This is a genomic window from Mycobacterium sp., from assembly GCF_039583785.1.
Taxonomy (GTDB): Bacteria; Actinomycetota; Actinomycetes; order Mycobacteriales; family Mycobacteriaceae; genus Mycobacterium.
Window position 1 is genome coordinate 1 of the sequence record NZ_JAVKSG010000160.1, and the last position, 3050, is coordinate 3050.

General features: G+C 67.4%; 2 protein-coding genes and 1 tRNA gene. 2 read left to right on the forward strand and 1 reads right to left on the reverse strand.

Going from position 1 to position 3050, the window contains the following annotated elements; all coding sequences use genetic code 11:
* Window positions 1-11 precede the first annotated feature (11 nt).
* Window positions 12-85: transfer RNA gene (locus ABDV69_RS20830), tRNA-Gly, on the reverse strand.
* A 165-nt stretch (window positions 86-250) separates the two neighbouring features.
* Between ABDV69_RS20830 and dcd the strand changes: the two genes are divergently transcribed.
* Both dcd and ABDV69_RS20840 read left to right on the forward strand, forming a co-directional pair.
* Window positions 251-823, forward strand: a complete 573-nt coding sequence (dcd, locus tag ABDV69_RS20835) for a dCTP deaminase (RefSeq protein ID WP_343577696.1) — start codon at window positions 251-253, stop codon at window positions 821-823.
* A 111-nt stretch (window positions 824-934) separates the two neighbouring features.
* Window positions 935-2866, forward strand: coding sequence for a hypothetical protein (locus ABDV69_RS20840; protein ID WP_343577698.1), 1932 nt, complete (start codon window positions 935-937; stop codon window positions 2864-2866).
* The last annotated feature ends 184 nt before the right edge of the window (window positions 2867-3050 follow it).

Below are 3050 nucleotides of genomic sequence, written 5' to 3' on the forward strand. Positions count from 1 at the left end.
CAGCTCAGGTATGGAGCCGATGACGGGAATCGAACCCGCGTATTCAGCTTGGGAAGCTGATGTTCTGCCATTGAACTACATCGGCAATGTTGCTTGGGAAGGCTAGCACCCGGCACCGCCTCGCTCACCACCATCGCGCGAGGCAGCCGAGCGTCGGGTGCTCAAGCCGAATGTGCGGCCAGCCGCACGTTCGGCGGCCAGCGTGCGGCCAGCTGCACGTTCGCGGACAAGTCCCCGTTACGCTCGTCGCGTGCTGCTCTCCGATCGCGATCTCCGGGCCGAAATCGCCGCCGGCCGGTTGGGAATCGACCCATTCGAAGACGCTCTGGTCCAGCCGTCCAGCGTCGACGTTCGCCTCGACAGTTTGTTCCGGGTTTTCAACAACACCCGCTACACCCATATCGACCCGGCGCGGCAGCAGGACGAGCTGACGTCCCTGGTCGAGCCGGCAGAGGGAGAGCCGTTCGTGCTGCATCCCGGCGAGTTCGTGCTCGGCTCGACGCTGGAGACGTGCACGCTGCCAGAGGATCTGGCGGGCCGCCTCGAAGGCAAGTCGTCGCTGGGACGCCTGGGCCTGCTCACGCATTCGACCGCCGGCTTTATCGATCCCGGTTTCAGCGGTCACATCACGTTGGAACTCTCCAACGTCGCCAACCTGCCGATCACGCTGTGGCCGGGCATGAAGATCGGTCAGCTGTGCATCCTGCGGCTGACCAGCCCCGCCGAACATCCGTACGGCAGCGCGGCCGTCGGGTCGAAATACCAAGGTCAGCGCGGACCGACGCCGTCGAAATCCTATTTGAATTTCATAAGCTCCACTTAACTTCGACTGCTGCACCGCACAGCTTGGGCGAAGAGGATGTAGTTGTAGCGCCGGGCGCGGGGTTCCCTTCGCCTGAAACCGTGATGCGCGACGAATGGCTCTGGAGGCGCGATGGAGATCGTGCTTGGGGTGTCGATGGCACCCACATCGGTTCGAATGCTGCTGGTCGAAGGCGAAACCGCCGACGGCGCGACGGTTGAAGACGCTACGTTCGGCATCGCCACCGACCGCGACGCGTCGACGCTGAGCGCCGCCGATCAGGTGATCTCGGCGATCCTGGGCACTCGCGAAGGTGCCGCCGAAGCCGGCCACGCGCTGACTTCGACGGGTGTCACCTGGACGGACCCGGTCGATGCCGCCGCCCTGCGCGATGCCCTGGTCACGCGCAAGATCGAAAACGTCATGCTGGTCTCGTCCTTCATGGCCGCGGCAGCACTGGCGCAGGTGGTGGGCTGCACCGTGGGCGACGCGCATACTGCCTTGCTTTTTCTCGAGCCCGATACCGCGACCTTGGCCGTCATCAACGCTGCCGATGGATCCATCACCGACGTCCACAAAGAATTGATGCCTGACGGCCACGCCGTCGCGGAGTTGGCCGGCATGGTGGCCGGTTTGGCGGAGTTGGAGACGCAACCGCGCAGCGTGTTCATCGTCGGCGCCGGTGTGGATGTCGCCACGATCAAGTCGCAACTGGAGGCGGTAACGACACTTCCGGTCACCGCGGCCGAGAACCCCGACACCGCGTTGGCGTGGGGTGCGGCGCTGGCGTCGGCGAACGCCCCGCTGTTTGCCTCGTCGACTGCGGCACTGGCGTACGCACTCGATCCCGGCACCGGCGCAATCGACCCGCATGCCGTGTCGCCGGGATACCTTGCGGCACCAGATGTTCCGCTCGGCACCGCGCTCGGTGAAGACGACCTCGCCTACAGCGCCGTTCCGGACGAGGAAGCCGACGCCCACACCGCGGTGCAAGAGGTGTCGACCGGCGAGGACCTCGATGGTCAACACCAGCGCGGCCCCCTCGTCCTGATCGGAAGTATCCTCGCAGTACTCTTCGTTGCCGCCGCTCTCTCACTGGAAGTTGCTCTGGCGCTTGGCATTCAGCCGAGCGTTGCGCTGTTGCCCCTACCGCTGCAGCACCTCATCATCCAGTCTCCGGCACCCGCTTCGCCCCCGGCCCGGGCGAGCGCCCCGGCGCCGGAGATCAACCACTTGATCGCTCCGGCTGTGGTGCCCGCACCCGCACACGCAGCAATTGCGGCCCCGCCGCGCGCGGTGCCGGTACCCGCGCTGGCCGCGCCGCCCATTCCCGCAGTGCCACCGCCGATTCCGGCTGCCCCGCTGGTGCCGGTTCAAGCGCCGCTGATGGTTCCGCTGCCGATTCCGGTGCCTGCGCCGGCCCCCGCCCGTATCCCGGTGCACGCGCCGATACTGCCGCCCGTGCAGATACTGCCGCACGCGCCGATACTGCCGCCCGCACAGATACTGCCGCCAGCGCCGATGCCGCCGCCGGTGCAGGTTCCGGGCCCGGTGCAGTCGCCGCCGGCGCATCGGCCGGCACCCACGCCGCCCGTCCAGATGCCGCCGCCGGTGCAGGTTCCGGGCCCGGTGCAGTCGCCGCCGGCGCATCGGCCGGCACCCACGCCGCCCGTGCAGATGCCCGAACCGCAGCACCCGATTCCGGTCGGGTCTCCGCGGCCGCCGGTGCAGTTTCCGATGCCGGAACCGGGACACCCGCCAATTCCTCAGGGGCCGCTGATTCCGGGGTTGCCAGGACTGGGGATCCCGGGCCTGACGGTTCCCGTCGGCCCTCCGCAGGGCCCGTCCTTCAATCCGCCCGACCGTGCACCAGGCGGATTTGGGGGTGGCCCGGGTGCGTTCGGCGGTGGTCCGGGTGGCTTCGGGGGGCACCCCGGCTTCGGCGGCGGTTTTGGTGGCTTTGGGGGGCATCCCGGCTTCGGCGGCGGCTTTGGTGGTTTCGGGGGGCATCCCGCCTTTGGTGGGTTTGGTGGCTTTCGTGGTTTTGGCGGCGGACATCGCTAGCCCGATGGCTATTGCGTGGCACGGTAAAATTGCTGTTGAAGGGTCGTCGGGGTCAGCGTTCGACCACTGCCTCTGCGCGACGTCTTCGCAGCGCACAGCAAAGTTCGCGGTGGTAACGCCACGCTCCGAACTGGCGATGGTTCCGAGGTGGCAATAGCGTCTTGTTTGGCGACCTGAAGGGTAA